This is a genomic window from Glaciibacter kafniensis, assembly GCF_039538945.1.
GTDB classification, from domain to species: Bacteria; Actinomycetota; Actinomycetes; order Actinomycetales; family Microbacteriaceae; genus Cryobacterium; species Cryobacterium kafniensis.
Window position 1 is genome coordinate 33,633 of sequence record NZ_BAABCN010000014.1, and the last position, 18,457, is coordinate 52,089.

16 protein-coding genes are annotated in these 18,457 nt (G+C 65.4%); 2 read left to right on the top strand and 14 right to left on the bottom strand.

Annotated features, from left to right (window positions below; all coding sequences use genetic code 11):
• Nucleotides 1-22: 22 nt before the first annotated feature.
• Together ABD791_RS17655 and ABD791_RS17660 are read right to left on the bottom strand one after the other, a co-directional pair.
• A complete protein-coding gene (locus ABD791_RS17655) occupies nt 23-2,458 on the bottom strand; it encodes an ATP-binding cassette domain-containing protein (RefSeq protein WP_345069120.1) in 2,436 nt (811 codons plus the stop codon).
• A 112-nt stretch (nt 2,459-2,570) separates the two neighbouring features.
• A complete protein-coding gene (locus tag ABD791_RS17660; protein ID WP_345069122.1) occupies nt 2,571-2,927 on the bottom strand; it encodes a LysM peptidoglycan-binding domain-containing protein in 357 nt (118 codons plus the stop codon).
• A 252-nt stretch (nt 2,928-3,179) separates the two neighbouring features.
• On the opposite strand from ABD791_RS17660, the gene lexA reads away from it, so the two are divergent.
• Nucleotides 3,180-3,884, top strand: coding sequence for a transcriptional repressor LexA (gene lexA, locus ABD791_RS17665; RefSeq protein ID WP_345069124.1), 705 nt, complete (start codon nt 3,180-3,182; stop codon nt 3,882-3,884).
• A gap of 770 nt (nt 3,885-4,654) precedes the next feature.
• On the opposite strand, the gene metE is transcribed toward lexA, so the two are convergent.
• From metE to hflX, 3 genes are all read right to left on the bottom strand, one after another.
• Nucleotides 4,655-6,988, bottom strand: a complete 2,334-nt coding sequence (gene metE / locus ABD791_RS17670) for a 5-methyltetrahydropteroyltriglutamate--homocysteine S-methyltransferase (RefSeq protein ID WP_345069126.1) — start codon at nt 6,986-6,988, stop codon at nt 4,655-4,657.
• Nucleotides 6,985-8,010, bottom strand: coding sequence for a methylenetetrahydrofolate reductase (locus ABD791_RS17675; RefSeq protein WP_345069128.1), 1,026 nt, complete (start codon nt 8,008-8,010; stop codon nt 6,985-6,987). The genes metE and ABD791_RS17675 overlap by 4 nt, the downstream gene beginning before the upstream one ends.
• 129 nt (nt 8,011-8,139) lie before the next feature.
• On the bottom strand, nt 8,140-9,666 hold the full coding sequence (gene hflX, locus ABD791_RS17680; protein WP_345069130.1) for a GTPase HflX: 1,527 nt from the start codon (nt 9,664-9,666) through the stop codon (nt 8,140-8,142).
• Between the two features lie 41 nt (nt 9,667-9,707).
• Between hflX and ABD791_RS17685 the strand changes: the two genes are divergently transcribed.
• Nucleotides 9,708-10,319: a class I SAM-dependent methyltransferase gene (locus tag ABD791_RS17685; RefSeq protein ID WP_345069132.1), complete on the top strand. Its 612-nt coding sequence runs from the start codon at nt 9,708-9,710 to the stop codon at nt 10,317-10,319.
• Between the two features lie 387 nt (nt 10,320-10,706).
• Here the strand turns inward: ABD791_RS17685 and dapF are convergent, their stop codons facing one another.
• The 9 genes from dapF to pgsA form a co-directional block, all read right to left on the bottom strand.
• A complete protein-coding gene (gene dapF, locus ABD791_RS17690) occupies nt 10,707-11,588 on the bottom strand; it encodes a diaminopimelate epimerase (protein ID WP_345069134.1) in 882 nt (293 codons plus the stop codon).
• 9 nt (nt 11,589-11,597) lie between these two features.
• Complete coding sequence (gene miaA, locus ABD791_RS17695) at nt 11,598-12,527, bottom strand: tRNA (adenosine(37)-N6)-dimethylallyltransferase MiaA (protein WP_345069203.1); 930 nt, start codon at nt 12,525-12,527, stop codon at nt 11,598-11,600.
• Between the two features lie 4 nt (nt 12,528-12,531).
• On the bottom strand, nt 12,532-14,136 hold the full coding sequence (gene miaB, locus ABD791_RS17700; RefSeq protein ID WP_345069136.1) for a tRNA (N6-isopentenyl adenosine(37)-C2)-methylthiotransferase MiaB: 1,605 nt from the start codon (nt 14,134-14,136) through the stop codon (nt 12,532-12,534).
• Between the two features lie 22 nt (nt 14,137-14,158).
• Nucleotides 14,159-14,995: a regulatory protein RecX gene (locus tag ABD791_RS17705; protein WP_345069138.1), complete on the bottom strand. Its 837-nt coding sequence runs from the start codon at nt 14,993-14,995 to the stop codon at nt 14,159-14,161.
• A gap of 53 nt (nt 14,996-15,048) precedes the next feature.
• A complete protein-coding gene (recA, locus tag ABD791_RS17710; protein WP_345069140.1) occupies nt 15,049-16,164 on the bottom strand; it encodes a recombinase RecA in 1,116 nt (371 codons plus the stop codon).
• A gap of 437 nt (nt 16,165-16,601) precedes the next feature.
• Entirely contained in the window at nt 16,602-16,826 is a 225-nt protein-coding gene (locus tag ABD791_RS17715) for a DUF3046 domain-containing protein (RefSeq protein ID WP_345069142.1), read from the bottom strand.
• A gap of 29 nt (nt 16,827-16,855) precedes the next feature.
• A complete protein-coding gene (locus ABD791_RS17720) occupies nt 16,856-17,164 on the bottom strand; it encodes a helix-turn-helix domain-containing protein (RefSeq protein ID WP_345069144.1) in 309 nt (102 codons plus the stop codon).
• A gap of 146 nt (nt 17,165-17,310) precedes the next feature.
• Nucleotides 17,311-17,865 carry a CinA family protein gene (locus tag ABD791_RS17725; protein WP_345069146.1) on the bottom strand — a complete coding sequence of 185 codons (555 nt, stop codon included), beginning with the start codon at nt 17,863-17,865 and terminating at the stop codon, nt 17,311-17,313.
• The gene (gene pgsA, locus ABD791_RS17730) at nt 17,858-18,454 is read right to left on the bottom strand and encodes a CDP-diacylglycerol--glycerol-3-phosphate 3-phosphatidyltransferase (RefSeq protein ID WP_345069148.1); all 597 of its coding nucleotides are present in this window, start codon (nt 18,452-18,454) and stop codon (nt 17,858-17,860) included. Before pgsA ends, ABD791_RS17725 begins: the two co-directional genes overlap by 8 nt.
• Between the last annotated feature and the right edge of the window lie 3 nt (nt 18,455-18,457).

An 18,457-nucleotide genomic window follows, 5' to 3' on the forward strand; every position in this document is an offset into this window, starting at 1 on the left:
CCAGCCTGGTGCTGCTGCCTGGTCAGACCGGCAGCGCCTGCGCAAGGAATGGAGCGGTCACACTGCCCGGCACCGCCAGCAGATCGGGGGGCGTTGCTGCGGCAATGACGTGGCCACCTCGATCGCCGCCCGCGGGCCCGAGTTCGATGATCCAGTCTGACGCGGCGACGACATCCATGTTGTGCTCAACGGCGATCACCGTGTTGCCTGTCTCGGTGAGCGTTTCGAACACTTCGATGAGGGCACGCACGTTGGCCGGGTGCAGTCCTCCCGTTGGCTCGTCCAGCACGAAAATGGTGCCGACCCGGCCGGGCCGCTGAAGCTCAGTGGCGAGCTTGATCCGTTGCGCTTCGCCGCCGGACAGCTCGGTGGCCGGCTGTCCGAGCGTCAGGTAGCCCAGCCCGACGTCGGTCAGCACACCGAGCGCTCGATTGACAGCGGGAACCTCCGCAAAGAAATCCTGGGCTGCCGTGACGGTCATGGCGAGCACGTCCGCAATGGTGACGCCGCGGTAGAGAACTTTCAGGGTTTCGGGGTTGTAGCGGGCGCCGTGGCAGGTGGGGCAGGGCGAGTAGTCGTCGGGCATGAAGATCAGCTCAATGCTGATGAAGCCCTCTCCCTGGCAGGTCGGGCAGCGCCCGCCCTCAACGTTGAACGAGAAGCGGCCGGCAGTGAAACGACGGGCCTTCGCATCCGCAGTGCCCGCAAAGAGCTGACGCACGGTATCGAAGAGGCCGGTGTACGTCGCCAGGTTGGATCGAGGCGAGCGTCCGATCGGCTTCTGGTCGATCGAGATGATTCGCTGCCGGGGCGCCCCTGCCTCATTCTCGGCGTTCACCCGGTCGATGATTTCGGTCACCAGCGACGATTTGCCCGAGCCAGAGACGCCGGTGATCGTGGTCATCACCCCCAGTGGAATTTTCACGGAAATGTTCTGAAGGTTATTCCTGCTGAGGTGAGTGAATTCACGCCATGCCGGGGGCACGCGCAGCAGATGCGTCGGCGGCGGCCCGTCGGGAAACATGAATTTCGCGGTCACGGAGTCGGTGGCACGCTCCAGGCCGTCTGGCGGTCCGCTGAAGATCACCCGCCCTCCCTGGTTGCCGGCTCTCGGTCCGACGTCGATGATCCAATCAGCACGCCGGGCGATGCGGAGGTCATGCTCGACCACGAGCAGGGAGTTGCCTGCATTGATGAGTTCCCGGAGGGCCTCGTACAGGGCCTTGGCGTCCGCCGGATGCAATCCGGAGGACGGCTCGTCCAAGACATAGAGCACACCGAACAGACCCGATCTGAGCTGGCTGGCGAGCCGAATCCGTTGCAGCTCGCCCGGGGAAAGGTTGACGCTGGAGCGGTCCATCGGGAGGTAGCCGAGTCCCAGCCGGATGATAGCGTCCACGCGTCCGCCGAAATCCTTGACCAGTGCTCTGGCGGCGGATGCTGCCGGTGCCCCGTGCTGGCCCCGTGCGCGACCCTGCGCCTCAAGGCCCGCCTGGAGGACATCGCCCAGTCGTGACAGAGGAAGCGCGACCAGCTCGGCGATATCGTATCCGCCGAAGGTGACGGCGAGCGATTCGACGCGCAGGCGTTTGCCACGACAGGTGGGACAGGGGCCCACGATGAGGTACGGTTCGAGCCGATTGCGCTGGGACTCCGCTTCGGTTTTGGCGTAGGTGCGCAGGAGATATCTCTCGACCGACTGCCAGGACCCGTTGTACGGATTCTTGTTCCCGCCTTCGCGGGCGTGCACGACGACGGTGGGTTCGTCATCCCCGAAGAGGATCTGATTCCGGTCGCTCGGCGCCAGGTCCGTCCACGGCGAATGGATGTCGTAGCCGAGCTCGTCGGCGATGCGACGAAAGTTGAGGCCCTGCCAGCCCCGGTTCGGCCACACGGCGATGGCGCCCCCGTCTATCGACAATGACGGGTCGGGAACGAGCAGGTCTTCGGTCGTCGACCTCGCCACCCCGGACCCCTGACAGGTCGGGCAGGCTCCGGCGGAAGTATTGGGCGAAAACGCAGCCGCCGGAAGATGTTCCGCACCATCTGGGTAGGTGCCGGCCCGGCTGAACAGAAGGCGCAACACGTCGGAGAGCGAGCTGATCGTGCCGAGCGAGGAGCGCGAGCTTACGCCTCCGCGGGCCTGCTTGAGGGCCACTGCGGGAGGAAGGCCGCCGATCGAGTCGATGTCGGGCGCACCAGCCTGGTCGATCAGTCGACGGGCATACGGGGCGACGGACTCGAAGTAACGTCGCTGGGCCTCGGCGAAGACTGTGCCGAAAGCGAGCGACGACTTTCCTGAACCTGATACCCCGGTGAAAACCACGAAGGCATCGCGCGGAATGTCGACGTCAACGTTCTGCAGGTTGTGCTCTCGAGCGCCGCGCACTGTGAGCCACCCGGACGATCCCGACGGAAGCTGAAACCTCGCGGCCGTCGTCTCGCTGCGCGTCGCCATGCGTCAACGCTAGCAACTCGCAACACGGTGAGGAATAGGCACGGGTCTCGACTCGATCGACGACGGCTGCCTGTTCCCTGGCACACTGCCGGTCGGACGGTTGACGCCAGGCTCAGTCGGTGAGCGGAAGGGCGAGGCGCTGGCCGGGCTCGACGGTGGCCGTCGACAACTGATTGAGGGCGACGATCTCAGCGATGACATCGCGCGGGTCGGCTTCGGGGGCGAGGGTCTCGGCGAGCTGCCAGAGCGACTGCCCGGCTGACACCGTGACGTAGTCGAACGACGCAGAACCAGCGGTGCCGGAGTTGGAGGCGATGGCCGCTCCCCCGTTGAGGGTGACGACGAACGCACCGACGACGAGCGGGAGCGCCGCCATCGTGCTGAAAACGATGCGACCGCGTCGGGTCAGACGCAGGCGGGTGGTGCCATTGGAGCCGTGCGGAGCTGCGGTGCTGACTGCTGTGCTCAAGGTGAACCTCCTGGTAAGTACGTATCCGGATCCCCATCGAGGGAGCCGCATCCGAATCTATGTTCCGAATATATATTCGATTGTTCGAAGAATCAAGCCTCTTTACGTTGTTCTTCAAAACAATCGGGCAACACACTCGAAGAAGTGTTTGTTTTCCAGGAGTGCGGGGATACAGTTTTTGTTGACGGATCGAACACAACCAGACACCTCTGACATTCGAACCCAACGACATCGGCACGAGGAGCGAGTGACATGACGAAAGAGACCAGCGGCCCCCGCGAACGGGGCGGCACACGTCGCCGAAAGAGCCTCAGCGAGAAGCAGCTGGCGATTCTCGACGTGATCTCACGTTCGGTGAGCAGCCGCGGATATCCGCCGAGCATGCGCGAGATCGGCGACGCCGTGGGCCTCGCCTCGCTGTCGAGCGTGACGCACCAGCTCAACCAGTTGGAGCTGAGCGGCTACCTGCGCCGTGACCCGAACCGTCCGCGCGCGCTCGAGATTCTGATCGAGCTGCCGCAGTCCACCGACGACAATTCGGTCGGAGACGCCGACTCCTCGGCGTCGAACGTGCAGATCGGTGACGCCGCAATGGTTCCCCTTGTCGGCCGTATCGCCGCCGGCATCCCGATCACCGCTGACCAGCAGATCGATGAGATCTTTCCGCTCCCCCGCCAGCTCGTGGGCAAGGGCGACCTGTTCATGCTCAAGGTCGTCGGCGAATCGATGATCGACGCCGCGATCTGCGACGGCGACTGGGTGGTCGTGCGTCAGCAGAAGACCGCGGAGAACGGTGAGATCGTCGCCGCCATGCTCGACAACGAGGCGACGGTCAAGGTGTTCCGTCAGCGTGACGGCCACACCTGGTTGCTTCCGCGCAACACGAACTTCGAGCCGATCATGGGCGACCATGCCGAGATTCTCGGCAAGATCGTGGCGGTTCTCCGCTCGGTCTAGCGACGTCTCGGTGGTCGGGGAGGCCGCCCGCGGCCGGGTCGACGCTTCTCTGGGTAAGGTGACGCTTCTCTGGGTAAGGTCAAGCCGCGTGGGCGTCGAGTCTTCTCACGAGTGCCGGGCGATGTAGCGGACCTCCGCCGGCCAGGCCGCATCCGCTGCGCGGGTCCGGTGCCGTCACGCGGGTCGGCGCCACCGCGCGCAGCGGCGCCCAACGCGCGCAATGCACAATTCGCCCCTCAACGTCCCTGCCGCACATCCGCCATGCGGGTCGGATGCCGGGTCCGATTGCGCCACGCGGGTCGGACGCCGGGTCCGATTGCGCCACGCGGGTTGAAAGCTGCCACGCCCACTGAACTCAACGGGCGTCACGGTTTTCGATCCGCGCAACGGCGTTCCGTTGGCCGAGCCTGTCAAGACCACCTGCGGCCGCCCTCTCCATCGCACCGCTCCGTTGGTTGAGCCTGTCGAAACCGCCTCCCGCCACTCCTCGGACGCAGCCCAGGCCTGGAGATCGGCTCGCCTGATCTCGACATCTCGCCTGATCTCGGCATATGGGCTACGGGGCCACTGCGCGGCAAAGTGGTACACGTAATCGGCCATTCGGCCCCCCGCCCCGTCTGGGCGCGGGGTATCCCCGCCGGCGCGGGCTCTACCGCGCGCCAGCGGGGATACTCCGCGCCCAGCTGAGATGACAATGGCCATGTGCCTCATAAACGCGCACTCCCTCGACGCGCGCTCCTTCGTCGCGCGCTCCTCGACCACCGAATTGTCTACCAACCGACGGATGCCCCGACGCGCGCCCGCACCAGCTGCGTCGCTTCGACGATGTTGGCCAGTGACGCGATCGTCTCGTCGTAGCCACGGGTCTTGAGCCCGCAGTCCGGGTTCACCCAGAGCTGACGGGCCGGAATCGTGGCCAGCGCCCGCTCGAGCAACCCCACCACTTCGTCGGTGTCCGGCACGCGTGGCGAGTGGATGTCGTAGACGCCTGGCCCAATGCCGTGGCTGAATCCGCTCGCGCCGAGGTCGGCCACCACCTCCATGCGGGAACGCGCCGCCTCAATGCTCGTGACATCGGCGTCGAGGTTGCGGATCGCGTCGATCACCACGCCGAACTCCGAGTAGCAGAGGTGGGTGTGAATCTGGGTCGCATCGGCGACACCGGCGGTCGCCAGTTTGAATGCTCCGACCGACCACTCCAGGTAGGCCTCCTGGTCACGCTTCTTGAGCGGAAGCAGTTCGCGCAACGCCGGTTCGTCAACCTGAACCAGCGTGATGCCGGCCGTCTCGAGGTCGGCGATCTCGTCGCGCAGGGCCAGCGCCACCTGCCTGGCGGTGTCGGAAAGGGGTTGATCGTCGCGCACGAACGACCAGGCGAGAATGGTGACCGGACCGGTCAGCATCCCCTTGACCGGCTTCTTGGTCAGGCTCTGCGCGTAGGTCGACCAGCCGACGGTGATCGGGGCCGGCCGTGAGACATCGCCCCACAGAATCGACGGACGCGTACATCGGCTGCCATAGGACTGCACCCAGCCGTTCACCGTCGTGGCGAAACCGTCGAGGTTCTCGGCGAAGTACTGCACCATGTCGTTGCGCTCGGGTTCACCGTGCACGAGCACGTCGAGCCCGAGCTGTTCTTGCAGGTCGATCACCCGCTTGATCTCGGCGCGCATGCGCTCCTGGTAGTCCACAGCGGAGAGCTCCCCACGATGGTGCTGCGCACGTGCGCGACGGATGTCTGCGGTCTGGGGAAACGAGCCGATGGTCGTCGTCGGCAGCTCGGGAAGACCGAGCGCGGCATCCTGAGCGGCGACCCGAACCGGATAGGCGGAACGGTTGAAATCCGCGGGGGCGAGGGCCGCCGTGCGCGCCCGCACCGCGGGGTCAGCCACGCCAGGCGCCGCGGTGCGTGCGGCGAGGGCCGTGCGCGCCGCCGCGAGCTCGTGCTGGATCGCGTCGCTCCCCTCGGTGAGCCCGCGGGCCAGAGTCACAACCTGCCCGATCTTTTGGTCGGCGAAGGCCAGCCAGTCGGCGAGCTCGGCGGCAAGCTCTGGTTCGTCGGTGACGTCGTGCGGAACGTGCAGCAGCGAGGTGGATGTCGAGACCGCGACGTGGGCGGCATGCCCGGAGAGCCCGGCGGCCGTGGCGAATGCTGCGGCCAGATCGCCCCGCCACACGTTGTGCCCGTCGATGACTCCGGCGACGAGGGTCTTCTGGGCGAGCCCGGCGGTGGCCTCGGGACGCGAACCGCGCACGAGGTCGAGACCGATGGCCTCGATCGGAGCCGCGGCGAGCACCGGCAGAGCGTCGTCGAGGCTGCCATAGGGCGCCGCCACAAAGAGCGACGGCCGCACAGCGAGGCGCCCGAGGGTCTCGGTGGCGCGGCTGAGTGCCCCGAGCACCTGGCTGCGCGGCACGCCGAGGCTCTCGGAGACGGCTCCTGGCTCGTCGAGTTGCACCCACTCGGCACCGGCGTCGGCAAGCCGGCGGAGCACACCGGCGTAGATCGGCAGCAGATCGTTGAGACGGTCAAGCGGCGAGAAGCCGGCGGGGGCGGAGTCGGTGGGCTTGGAGAGCAGCAGAAAGGTGACCGGCCCGACGAGCACGGGTCGAGTGAGGAATCCGGCGGCCGCGGCCTCTTCAAACTCTCTGACGATGCGATCGCCGGCCAGGGAGAAGACCGTGTCCGGGCCGATCTCCGGAACCATGTAGTGGTAGTTGGTGTCGAACCATTTGGTCATCTCGAGTGGCGAGTTCTCGCCGTCGCCGCGAGCAAGCGTGAAGTAGCCGGCCAGGTCGAGGCTGCCGTCCTCGCCGATCAGGTGGTGGAAGCGGGGCGGCACGGCGCCCACCAGACAGAGGGTGTCGAGCACCTGGTCGTAGAAGGAGAAGCTCTCGGGAATCGCCGAGTCGGTGCGCCCCAGGCCGAGTCCGGCCAGTCGAGAGCGGATGTCTGCACGCAGGTTCGCCGCGGTCGCTTCAAGCTCGTCGGCCGTCGTCGTTCCGGCCCAGAACGCTTCGACCGCCTTCTTCAGTTCTCGGCGGCGTCCGATCCGCGGGTACCCGAGGATGGTGCCGGTGGGGAATGCGTGCTCAGTGGTCATGTGCGGTTCCTTGGCTCGGGTGTGCGGGCAGGGGCGGGCTCGCGGGCGGGCTCGCGGGCAGGGGCGGGCTCGCGGGTGGTCTTGCGGGTGGGTGCAGTGGTCGCCAGGCCGGAGCGCTCGAGCACCTGCAACACGGTGTCGTGCTCGTTGAACGCATACAGATGAAGCCCGTGGGCACCGCCGGCGATCAGTTCGGCTGCGAGGTTGGCGGCATAGTCGATTCCGATCTCACGCTGCCCCTGCTCGGTCGGCTCGACTTCGAGTTCAATGGCGAGCCCGGAGGGCAGAGCCTCACCGGTCAGCTCCAGGATGCGCCTCAACCGGGTCGGGCTGGTCACCGGCATGATGCCGGGGAGGATCGGAAACTCCACTCCGGCCTGGCGTGCCTGCTGCACGAAGCTGAGGTAGTGGTCGGCGTGAAAGAACAACTGGGTGATCGCCAGGTTCGCCCCGGCCGCCTGCTTCGCCAGCAAGGTGTCGATGTCTTGGCTGGTCGACCGTGAGCGGGGATGTCCGTTCGGAAAGGCCGCAACGGCGATCCGCACCTTGGTGCGTTGAGTGTTCAGCTGGCGTGCCGCCGGCACACCGGGCACCGGCGTCTCGCGATACGGCACGCGCTCGGCCTGCACCCGGTGGATGAGCTGCACGAGCTCTCCCGCGCTCTTGAGGTCGCCGAGAAACTCCTCGCCCTCGGCCAGACCGGCGGGAGCGTCACCCCTGAGCGCCAAGAAGCTCAGCACCCCGGCATCCAGAAACTCCCGAATCAGGCTGCTCGCTTGTCGATGCGAGGAGCCGACACAGGTGAGATGGCCCATCGGGTCGACGTTCGTGTGGTGCAGGATGTACCGAAGCACGTCCAGCGACGAGGTGCGCGACGATCCGCTTGCCCCGTAGGTGACCGAGATGAAGTCGGGTGAGACTTCTGCGAGTCGATCGATCGTGCCGGCGAGGGCGGATGCCGCGGCATCCGATCTCGGCGGATAGAGCTCAAATGAGACAGGCGGGCGAAAAGCAGTCGTCACCGTCGCGCCACCGCCCTGAGATCACCATGCACCCGCTCCGAGCGAGCGAGTGCTGACGACTCTAATCACCGAGTTCGGCAATTGGCAGGGCGGCGACCGACTATGACTGACTGTGACGACCCGGCGCCGTTAGGCGGTGACGGCCCGTACCACCCGGAACTCAGCGAACTGCGGCTCGATATCGGGGTTGACCATCGCGGTCACCTCTGTGCCGGTCTCGGCATAGGAGGTCGAGAGAATCCGGCCGTGCTGGTGAAGCGCAGAGATGAGGTCGCCCCGCTCGTAGGGAATCAGCAGGTCAAGCTCGACCTGCGGGCTAGGAATCAACTCGGCGATCCGGGTGAGAACCTCGTCGATGCCCTCGCCGCTGCGGGCCGAGACGAAGATGGCGCTGGGTTCGAGGCCACGCAACAGCAGCCGCTCGTCGTCGCCGATCAGGTCGCTCTTGTTGAACACGACGATCTCGGGAATCTCGCGGGCCCCCACCTCGCCGATGACGTCGCGCACGGTGGCCAGCTGGCTCGCGGGGTCAGGATGTGAGCCGTCGACGACGTGCACGATCACATCCGAGTCGGCGACCTCTTCAAGGGTCGAGCGGAACGCCTCCACCAACTGGTGCGGCAGGTTGCGCACGAAACCGACGGTGTCGGTGAGCGTGTACAGGCGCCCGTCGGCCGTCGTCGACTTGCGCACCGTCGCATCCAGCGTTGCGAACAGCGAGTTCTCGACGAGCACGCCGGCATTGGTGATGCGGTTGAGCAGGCTCGATTTGCCGGCGTTGGTGTAGCCGACGATGGCGACGGATGGCACGGCGTTGCGCTTGCGATTGGCCCGCTTGGCCTCGCGGGCCGGCTTCATCTCGACCATCTGCTTGCGCAGCTTCGCCATGCGCGTGTGGATGCGACGACGGTCGAGCTCGATCTTCGTCTCACCGGGACCACGAGAGCCCATGCCGGCTCCGGTGCCGCCGACCTGGCCACCGGCCTGACGCGACATGGAATCGCCCCAGCCGCGCAGGCGCGGCATCAAGTACTGAAGCTGGGCAAGTTCGACCTGCGCCTTGCCCTCACGGCTCTTGGCGTGCTGGCTGAAGATGTCGAGGATGACGGCGGTTCGGTCGATGACCTTGACCTTGACCGCGTCTTCGAGCGCGCGCCGCTGGCTCGGTGCCAGCTCGGTGTCGGCAATGACGGTGTCGGCGCCCATCGCCTGAACGACGGCGGCGAGCTCCTGCACCTTTCCCTTGCCGAAATAGGTGCTGGGGTCCGGCTTCGCGCGTCGCTGCATCAGGCCGTCGAGCACGGTGGCCCCTGCTGTTTCGGCGAGGGCGGCGAGCTCGCGCATGGAATTCTCGGCGTCGGTGATCGTGCCCTGCGTGTACACGCCGATCAGAATGACGTTCTCGAGCCGCAGCTGGCGGTACTCGACCTCCGTGACGTCTTCGAGCTCTGTGGAGAGCCCGGGAACACGCCGCAGCGCGTTGCGGTCGGCTCGTTCCAGCTGTTCGCCGTCGAATCCGCCGTCGGCAGAGTCAGCCTGCAGAGCCTGTGCGGTTCCGCTGGTGAAAAGCGAGTATCCGGAAGCCCGGGAGTCAGCGCTGGCCAACACCCGCGCAACTACATCGTCGTCGTCGTGTGGGGCAGTGGAATCAGTCATCGCTTTAACCCTAGTTCCTCGAACTCCGATAGTTTCCTACTATGGCACCAGAGCACTACTTCTCGTCTGCATCCGATAGCGAACTCAAATTGCGACAGATCTCTGTGCAACTCGCCGGCCGGGAGTACACGGTGACGACGGCCAACGCCGTCTTCAGCCCCGATCACATCGATACTGGCACTCAGGTTCTGTTGAACAATGCTCCCCCGCCCCCGCATGACGGCGATTTTCTCGACATCGGCTGCGGCTGGGGTCCGATCAGTCTCCACCTCGCGTTGACCTCCCCCGACGCCCGCATCTGGGCCGTCGACGTCAACGAACGGGCCCTCGACCTGGTTCGGCGCAACGCCGCGGCGCTCGGGCTCACCAATGTGACCGCTGTTCTGCCGGCGGATGTCCCGGCCGATCTCCTGTTTCGCACGATCTGGTCGAACCCGCCGATCCGGGTCGGCAAAGACGAACTGCACAACTTGATGACGACTTGGCTGCCGCGCTTGCAGCCCGGCTCGGATGCCTGGCTCGTCGTGCAGAAGAACCTCGGCTCCGACTCGCTTCACCGCTGGCTCGATGACGAGCTCAGCGACGAGTACACGGTGTCGCGCACGACCACGAGCAAGGGCTTTCGAGTGTTGAGGGTGAATCGGGGCGAGTAGCTTCCTGCGCCGAGCTTGACCTTTGCGGTCGAGCATCCCCGGCGGACCGGGGAAAGTCGACCGCACAGGTCAAAGTCGGCGGACCTGACCATTTCGTTGGTCGAGGAGGCCGCCCGCGGCCGTCTCGAGACCTCGTGAGTCGATGTTCGAACGCAACCCGAGTTCAAGGATTGGCTCGCGAGATCTCGAGCTATGGGGCCGCTGCGCGGCATTGTGGTGAACGAATTTGACCATTTCGTTGGTCGAGGAGGCCGCCCGCGGCCGTCTCGAGACCTCGCGAGCCGACGTTCAAACGCAACCCGAGTTCAAGGATTGGCTCGCGAGATCTCGAGACGCGGCCTCCTCCGTCGGCTGCTCCTCGATCAACGAACGGGTCGACGCTGAGGTCTAGCCCAGGCCGAGCACCCCGTCGAAGACCAGTTCAGCCGGGCCGGAGAGCGAGACATGCTCGCCATCCTCTGTCGGAAACATCCGCACGCCCAGCACCCCACCGGGCACCTCGACACGCCACTGGTTCGGCGCACCGGCTCCGGCCCAGTGCCGGGTGGCCAGTGCCGCTGCGGCCGCGCCGGTGCCACACGACAGGGTTTCGCCGCTGCCGCGCTCGTGAACGCGCATGCGAATGTGACCGACCCCGTCGACGACGAGCGGGTCACCGGGCACCACGAATTCCACGTTGGCGCCTGCCGCGGGTTCTGGGTCGAGCTGAGGAATGTAGCTCAGGTCTGCGGCGTCGAGCTCCTCGTCGTCGGCGAGGGCGACGACCACGTGCGGGTTTCCGACATTGATGCCGAGACCCGGGCGTGCGACCGAGAGATTGCGGGCACGCACGAGCGGTTCGCCGCCATCAAGCATCCAGCGCCCCAGGTCCACCTGAAAGCCCGTGCGGTTGCGCTGCACGTCGCGCACGCCGGCCCGGGTGCCGATGGCGAGGGTGTCGCCGGGCTCCAAGGTGACGAGGCCCTGGTCGATCAGAAAGCGGGTGTACACACGGATGCCGTTGCCGCACATCTCAGAAATGGTTCCGTCGGCGTTCCAGTAGTCCATGAACCACTCGGCGGCGCTGTCCTCGGCCAGCGCAACAGCCCCGGCGTCGAGCCGGTTCGACTTCACGGCACGGATCAGGCCGTCGCCGCCGACCCCGAACTTGCGGTCGCAGACGGCACGAATCTGGGTCGGGCTGAGTTCGTTCTCACCCTCCGGATCGGCGAACAGCACGAAATCGTTGCCGGTTCCCTGGCCTTTGGTGAAATGTAGATCAATGCCCATGAACTCAGTTTAGGTGGCGGCCAGGGCCGCACTCTGGTCGACGAGGTGCAGGGCCTGCTCGACCCGGTCGGCGGATGCCGACTCGATCCAGCGGGTGTCGACGCCGCGCTTGAACCAGCTGACCTGACGGCGCGCATAGCGACGGGTGAGCTGTTGCGTTTGTTCGATCGCCTCCGCCTCGGTCAGCGTGCCGTGCAGTTGTCCGAGCGCCTGAGCGTAGCCGATCGCCCTGCTGGCCGTGACGCCGTGTTCCAGGCCTGCCGGAATCAGCTGCTCTACCTCACCGAGAAGTCCGCTCGCCCACATCCGCAGCACGCGTTCGTCGAGACGCGGTGTCAATTCAGCGCGGTCGACGGTCAGCCCGAGCGTGCAGGTCGGCCGCCAGTAGACGGGTTCGTCGGGCAGGGCCGCGGAGTGAGGCTGGCCGGTGATCGCAATCACCTCGAGTGCGCGCACGATACGGCGCCCGTTGCTCGACCCAATTCGAGAGGCGGCCACCGGGTCAACTTCCTTGAGCCGCGCAGAGAGCAGGCCAGGTCCATTGGCCAGCAACTCCGCCTCGAGCTGTGCGCGCAGTTCGGGGTCGGTGCCCGGAAATTTGAAGTCGAAGACCACCGACGAGACATAGAGGCCGGAGCCCCCGACGAGAATCGGCACGGCGCCGCGCGCGAGGATCTCGTCGATCGCGCGGCGGGCATCCGTTTGGTAGTTGGCGACAGTGGCCTCGTCAGTGACGTCGAGCACATCAAGCAGGTGGTGCGGGATGCCGCGGCGTTCGTCGACCGACAGCTTCGCCGTGCCGATGTCCATGCCCCGATAGAGCTGCATGGCGTCGGCGTTGACGATCTCGGCCGACTGCCCGCGTTGGATCAGCCGTTCGGCCAGGTCGAGGGAGAGTTCGGACTTGCCGGTTCCGGTGGGACCGACGATCGCGACAATCAACTCAGCGTTCGGAATCGTCGGCGGTGTAGATCGGGATGGTGGTGGCGCCGCCCTGCAGTCGCAACGACGGGAATCCGAGCGACACCGGGCCGGCAGCGCGCGGTGCACCTGACGCATCGGCCGGGGCCGGAACCCCACAGGACTCGGCCTGCATGCGATCCCAGGCATCACCGGAGATGGTGCGACGCACCCGCAACGGTGCGCCATCGGTGGAATCGGCGATGAGGTGGAACGGCGCAGCCCCGGTCACAACGACCGTCACCATGTCGCCAGGGCGCGGAACCTCTGAGCCGGCCGGAACATCGAAGTGCACCAGGCGGCTGTCTGGCGCGCGACCGCTCATCCGGTGCGTGTCGGCGTCTTTGCGGCCCTCACCGTTGGCGACGAGCAGTTCGACCTCACGGCCGATGACGGCCTGGTTCTCTTCCCAAGAGATGCGGTTCGTCAGCTCGGCGAGGCGTTCGTACCGCTCCTGCACGACCTCTTTGGGAATCTGATCAGGCATCGTGGCGGCCGGGGTGCCCGGGCGAATCGAGTACTGGAACGTGAACGCCGTGGCGAAGCGGGCTTCTTCGACAACCCGCAGGGTCTCTTGAAAGTCTTCTTCGGTCTCGCCGGGAAAACCGACAATGATGTCGGTGCTGATCGCCGCGTGCGGCATCTGGGCGCGCACCCGCTCAAGGATGCCCAAGAACTTGGTCGAGCGGTAGGACCGACGCATCGACTTGAGGATGGCGTCTGAACCGGACTGCAGCGGCATGTGCAGTTGCGGCATCACGGCCGGAGTTTCAGCCATCGCGTCGATCACGTCGTCGGTGAACGCGGCGGGGTGCGGGCTGGTGAAACGGATGCGCTCGAGGCCGGGTATCTTGCCGGCGGCTCGCAGCAGCTTGCCGAAGGCGAGACGGTCGCCGAACTCGACACCGTAGGAGTTGACGTTCTGGCCGAGCAGAGTGACCTCGATGGCGCCGTCGTCGACGAGCGCCTGAATCTCGGCCAGCACCTCTCCCGGGCGGCGGTCTTTCTCTTTGCCGCGGAGCGCGGGAACGATGCAGAAGGTGCAGGTGTTGTTGCAGCCGACCGAGATGGACACCCAACCGCTGTAGCTGGAGTCGCGCTTGGTGGGCAGCGTCGAGGGGAAGGTCTCGAGAGAGTCGAGAATCTCTAGCTGGGCTTCGCCGTTGTGGCGGGCGCGCTCCAGCAGGCTCGGCAGCGAGCCCATGTTGTGGGTTCCGAACACCACGTCGACCCAGGGCGCCTTTTCGAGGATGACGTTCTTGTCCTTTTGAGCGAGGCAGCCGCCGACGGCGATCTGCATTCCCTGATGGCGGCGCTTCACCGAGGCCAGGTAGCCGAGGTTGCCGTAGAGCTTGTTGTCAGCATTCTCACGCACGGCACAGGTGTTGATGACGACGACGTCGGCTTCTTCGCCGTTGGCCGAGACGTAGCCGGCTGCTTCGAGCGAACCGGTCAGGCGTTCGGAGTCGTGCACGTTCATCTGGCAGCCGAAGGTGCGCACCTCGTAGGTGCGGGCCTTGCCGTCTGCGTCGACCGCCGCGCTCGAAGGGGCGATCAGGGTGGGGCGTGCCAAAGTCTCACTGCTCATAGTGTGAACTAGTTTACGTTCCCTACCTGAACCGAACGCCCGAGGCCTTGTCGCCGCCGCTGCGCGAGGCCATTGCGGCCTTCACCGCCGCGCGAACCGCCGCCGAACTGTACCCCTTGCGCAGCAGAAAACCGGTGAGTCGGCGATCGATGGTCTGGTCGTCGAGCCGGTCAAGTTGGCGGATGCGTTTGATCGCGAGTTCACCCGCCCGCTCCGCTTCGTCGTCGGGCAGCTCTTCCAGCTTCGTGAGAATGAGGATCGGGTCGAGCCCGCGTCGGCGCATCTCGGTTTCGACGCCGGAACGACCGAGGCCCTTGCGTTCGTGGTGGCTGTGCACGATCTGATCGGCCAACCGGTCTTCATCGATGTAGTGCAGTTCACGGAACCGCTCGATGATCTCCTCGACCTCCCCCGCGTCAATGTCGGTGGCGGCCAGAACTGCACTCGCCTCTTTGACCGAGAGCGATCGGCTGCGTAGACGCCGCATCAAGAGGTGCTCGGCCCGCTCACGTTCTTCGGCGGGATCAATCTCCTCTTCGACGGCAGAATCGTCGGCATCACCGTCACCAGCGGCCGCGTCGAAAGCTGAACCGGTACCGGCCGCGTTGGTCTGAACCGAATCGGCAACGTCCAAATCGGCATCGACGGAATCGGCATCGAATGAATCAGCACCGACCTCGGAGGCCTCGATCGCGGAGGCCTCGCCCGACTCGACATGCCAGCCCGGCGTCGCGCGCGGGGTGCGCACCGGGGTAGCGGTGCGCACCGGACCATCACCGGGAAACACCCCGGGGAGGTAGGTCACGGGCGCCAGAGTGGTTTTCTTTGCCGTGTCATCTGCGGGTTCGAAGTGAACCATGCCCGTGACCTTCCTTCTCGATACTTCTTCTCGGCTGAGTGAGAGCGCCGGCGCTAGGCGCTCTTGCGCGCCGGAGCCTTGGCCGGTGCGGCCTCGGGAGCGCCGGCGGCCTTGGCCGCAGCTGCGGCGGCGGCCGCTTCCTTCGCCGCGGCAGCCTTCGCCGCGATGCCTTCCGGGCCGATGCCGAGCTTGGTCAAGATCTTGGTCTCGATCTCGTTGGCGATGTCAGGGTTCTTCAGCAAGAAGTTGCGGGAGTTCTCTTTACCCTGACCCAGCTGGTCGCCCTCGTAGGTGTACCAGGCGCCCGACTTCTTGACGATCAGGTGCTCGACACCGAAGTCGATCAAGCTGCCCTCGCGGGAGATTCCGATGCCATAGATGATGTCGAACTCTGCCTGCTTGAACGGCGGCGCCATCTTGTTCTTGACGACCTTGACCCTCGTGCGGTTACCGACTGCTTCTGTACCGTCTTTCAAGGTCTCGATGCGACGGATGTCGAGGCGAACAGAGGCGTAGAACTTGAGCGCCTTACCACCGGCGGTGGTCTCGGGGCTTCCGAAGAAGACACCGATCTTCTCGCGCAGCTGGTTGATGAAGATCATGGTGGTGTTGGTCTGGCTGAGGCCACCGGTCAGCTTGCGCAGAGCCTGTGACATCAGTCGGGCCTGGAGGCCGACGTGGGTGTCACCCATCTCGCCCTCGATTTCAGCGCGCGGCACGAGGGCTGCAACGGAGTCGATCACGATCAGGTCGATCGAGCCGCTTCGCACGAGCATGTCGGCGATTTCAAGCGCCTGCTCGCCGGTGTCGGGCTGAGAGACGAGCAGCGCGTCGATGTCGACGCCCAGCTTCTTGGCGTATTCGGGGTCGAGCGCGTGCTCGGCGTCGATGAACGCGGCGATGCCGCCGTTCTTTTGCGCGTTGGCGATGGCGTGCAGGGTGAGTGTGGTCTTACCCGAGGATTCCGGGCCGTAGATCTCGACGATGCGGCCACGCGGCAGCCCGCCAATGCCGAGCGCGACATCCAATGCGATGGAGCCGGTTGAGATCGTCTCGACGGGGGCACGCTCGTCGCTTCCGAGGCGCATGACTGAGCCCTTGCCGAACTGGCGGTCGATCTGGGCGAGTGCGGTTTCGAGTGCTTTTTCGCGGTCTGCTGCTGAGGGCATGTCGGGCTCCTTATTGTCGTGCGTCGGTCGCCTATAGGCTGTCGGATCTGCGAGCGGGGAGGCCCCACTTCGCTGTCTCGACAAGGCAATTGCAGTCTGTCGTTGACAAAATCGACTGTACGCCGAGCCTCTGACACTGGTCAGAAAGCACCGCACACCGTGGACAGTTCGTCACCGATAGCTGCTGTGGAGGAGCCTATCAAAACCCGAACACGTATTCGAGAGGAACCCGGCGTGTCGAACACAAAAGCTGGACATGTTCGAACCGCACCACGCCAGTCATCTCGGAGTCCGAGAGACTCCCACCCCAGAGCGGAATGACGTTGCGCCGGTCGGGTGCCGGTGCGTGCACCGGGGCCGACCCGCGCAATGGCACCCGACCCGCGCGGCGGACTCAGCGGTGTCGGTGGCGCGCTCAGCGGCGGCGGCGGACTCGGCTACTTCGCGACGACCGGACGCCCGACGCCGTACCAACGGCTCTCGGGGACATCCGTCTCGGCGCAGAGCGCCAGCCACACGTCGCGTGCGGGAACCCCGCCGGCGAGGGCCTGTTCGGCCGTGCGCCCGCCGAGCGGGGTCAAAACCAGATCGTTCGTGACTACACGACCGTAGCCGTCACCGAATTCATCGCTGACGGCACGGCGAAACTCGCTCGTACGCATTAATACAGTCGCATTGCGTGTGCGAGGGCCTAGCGCACCATCATGCCGGCATCGAAATGGGCAACCAACTCGTCGGGCACGGTGTCGGGAAATCTGTCGATTCCCTCGATTACGGCCAGACGGTCGCCAACTTCACGCATGATGACCGAAATAGGGGTGTCGAGCGCATCTGCAACTGAGGCCAGAATCTCCGAAGAGGCTTCTTTCTGACCACGTTCGACCTCGCTCAGGTAGCCGAGCGCAACGCTGGCTTTACTCGCGACCTGACGCAGGGTACGACCTTTTTGCAGGCGGAAGTCCCTGAGCACATCGCCGATTTCCTGACGAACAAGAATCATCGGAACCTCCTTCTCTTGCCACTCAAACACGGAGGTTCATGTGGCGGATGTTCAACATTACTACGTACATCCGACACTATGACACTACTCACGATGACTGGGCTTTGTTTGTGAATGTGCTGTCTGTAACCGGGGTGTTGCGGGAACTATTCCATGCCGTCCGGAGCTATCAGCTGACGCACAGCTTCGATTGCCGCGGTCACGGTTTCTGCTCGAATCCTAGCCCGATCACCCGTCAGCTGCACCGGAATTGCCACCGTGCGATTTTCTGACGAGACCCCGATGAAGACGGTTCCCGGAGGCTGTCCGTCTTGCGCGTCTGGCCCGGCAACACCGGTGGTTGACACTCCGATGTCGGCGCGAACCCCACCGATTGCGACCGCGGTGCGCACGCCGACCGCCATCTGAATTGCGACATCCGGGTGCACAGCGCCATGCACGGCGAGCATGCCGCCATCGACCCCCAAGAGCGTGCGCTTGAGCTCGGTGTTGTAGGCGACGATTCCGCCGGTGACGACAACGGATGCCCCTGGGATGCGGATCAGTTCGGCGATCAGGAGTCCGCCGGTCAGCGACTCGGCGACGCCGATGGTGAGGCGACGAGCGGTGAGAGTCGCGATCAACTCCGCCGTGTGGTCAACCGCTGTCGCAGCGGCGACCCGTGCGGACGGGCCGGCGCTCCCCCCTGAGTGCCTAGGCATCGCGCCGTGACCGATTCTCGCGACGGGCGGCGACCAAGTAGTCGATGCCGGTGACGACCGTCATGATCAACGCCGCAGCCATCACGACCGCGTTGAGATAGTGCACCCACTCGCCGAAGACGAGCCAGAGCGGAACCAGGTAGAGCGAGATGGCGACCGACTGCAGGATCGTCTTGAGCTTTCCACCACGAGAGGCCGGAATGACCCGGTCACGCAGCATGGCGAAGCGGAAGATGGTGATGCCGACCTCGCGCACCAGAATGACGATGGTCACCCACCACCACAGCTCGCCGAGGATCGACAGGCAGATGAGCGCTCCCCCGGTGAGCACCTTGTCGGCGATCGGATCAAGCAGTTTGCCGAGGTCGGTGACGAGTCCTTGACGCCGGGCGATCGCGCCATCGATTCCGTCGGTGGCGATCGCGACGATGAACAGGCCCGCTGCCCACCAGCGCAATGCGCCGTCTTCGCCGTTGTCGGCCAGCAGCATCCACATGAAGAGTGGAGCGAGCAGAATGCGCACAACGGTGATCAGGTTGGGCAGGTTCCAGTTGCTGGGAACCGCCACCGGGACGTTGGGTGAAGCCATCGA

Bases quoted from the DNA above. Each gene is read 5' to 3' on its own strand.
- metE (WP_345069126.1), bottom strand. From the start codon at position 6,988: ATGACCACTGAGCACGCATTCCCCACCGGCACCATCCTCGGGTACCCG.
- ABD791_RS17705 (WP_345069138.1), bottom strand. From the start codon at position 14,995: ATGGTTCACTTCGAACCCGCAGATGACACGGCAAAGAAAACCACTCTG.
- ABD791_RS17715 (WP_345069142.1), bottom strand. From the start codon at position 16,826: ATGCGTACGAGCGAGTTTCGCCGTGCCGTCAGCGATGAATTCGGTGAC.
- hflX (WP_345069130.1), bottom strand. From the start codon at position 9,666: ATGACTGATTCCACTGCCCCACACGACGACGACGATGTAGTTGCGCGG.
- ABD791_RS17655 (WP_345069120.1), bottom strand. From the start codon at position 2,458: ATGGCGACGCGCAGCGAGACGACGGCCGCGAGGTTTCAGCTTCCGTCG.
- miaB (WP_345069136.1), bottom strand. From the start codon at position 14,136: ATGAGCAGTGAGACTTTGGCACGCCCCACCCTGATCGCCCCTTCGAGC.
- lexA (WP_345069124.1), top strand. From the start codon at position 3,180: ATGACGAAAGAGACCAGCGGCCCCCGCGAACGGGGCGGCACACGTCGC.
- ABD791_RS17725 (WP_345069146.1), bottom strand. From the start codon at position 17,865: ATGCCTAGGCACTCAGGGGGGAGCGCCGGCCCGTCCGCACGGGTCGCC.
- ABD791_RS17685 (WP_345069132.1), top strand. From the start codon at position 9,708: ATGGCACCAGAGCACTACTTCTCGTCTGCATCCGATAGCGAACTCAAA.
- dapF (WP_345069134.1), bottom strand. From the start codon at position 11,588: ATGGGCATTGATCTACATTTCACCAAAGGCCAGGGAACCGGCAACGAT.
- recA (WP_345069140.1), bottom strand. From the start codon at position 16,164: ATGCCCTCAGCAGCAGACCGCGAAAAAGCACTCGAAACCGCACTCGCC.
- pgsA (WP_345069148.1), bottom strand. From the start codon at position 18,454: ATGGCTTCACCCAACGTCCCGGTGGCGGTTCCCAGCAACTGGAACCTG.
- ABD791_RS17720 (WP_345069144.1), bottom strand. From the start codon at position 17,164: ATGATTCTTGTTCGTCAGGAAATCGGCGATGTGCTCAGGGACTTCCGC.